Source organism: Allobosea sp. TAF32 (assembly GCF_052113585.1).
Classification (GTDB): Bacteria; Pseudomonadota; Alphaproteobacteria; order Rhizobiales; family Beijerinckiaceae; genus Allobosea.
The window spans coordinates 1-429 of record NZ_JBFRDM010000050.1 but is presented as its reverse complement, the minus strand read 5'-3'; the positions used below and the strand labels follow the sequence as shown (position 1 = coordinate 429).

Here is a 429-nt window from a genome sequence, read left to right as displayed (position 1 = left end):
TCTTCGGCGTACTCGGGGTAGTCGGCGGCCATCTTGAGCATCATCTCGGCCAGTTCGCGCACCGAGTGGATGTTGGCCGGGTTGCCGATGTTGAAGATCTTGCCGCTGGCCACGCCGTTCTTGTTCTCGATGATCTGCATCAGGGCCGAGATGCCGTCCGAAATATCGGCGAACGCGCGCTTCTGGGCGCCGCCATCGACCAGCTTGATCGGCTCGCCCCGGACGATATGGCCCAGGAACTGCGTCACCACGCGCGAGGAGCCTTCCTTCGACTCGAAGATCGAATCCAGCCCGGCGCCGATCCAGTTGAACGGGCGGAACAGCGTGTAGTTCAGCCCTTCCTCCATGCCGTAGGCGTGGATCACACGGTCCATCAGCTGCTTGGAGCAGGCGTAGATCCAGCGCGGCTTGTTGATCGGGCCGTAGACC

General features: G+C 62.5%; 1 protein-coding gene. It reads right to left on the bottom strand.

The window, feature by feature from the left end:
* Window positions 1-429: NAD-dependent epimerase/dehydratase family protein (locus AB4Z16_RS28125; protein ID WP_441514590.1), on the bottom strand; the 429-nt coding region annotated here is incomplete at both ends.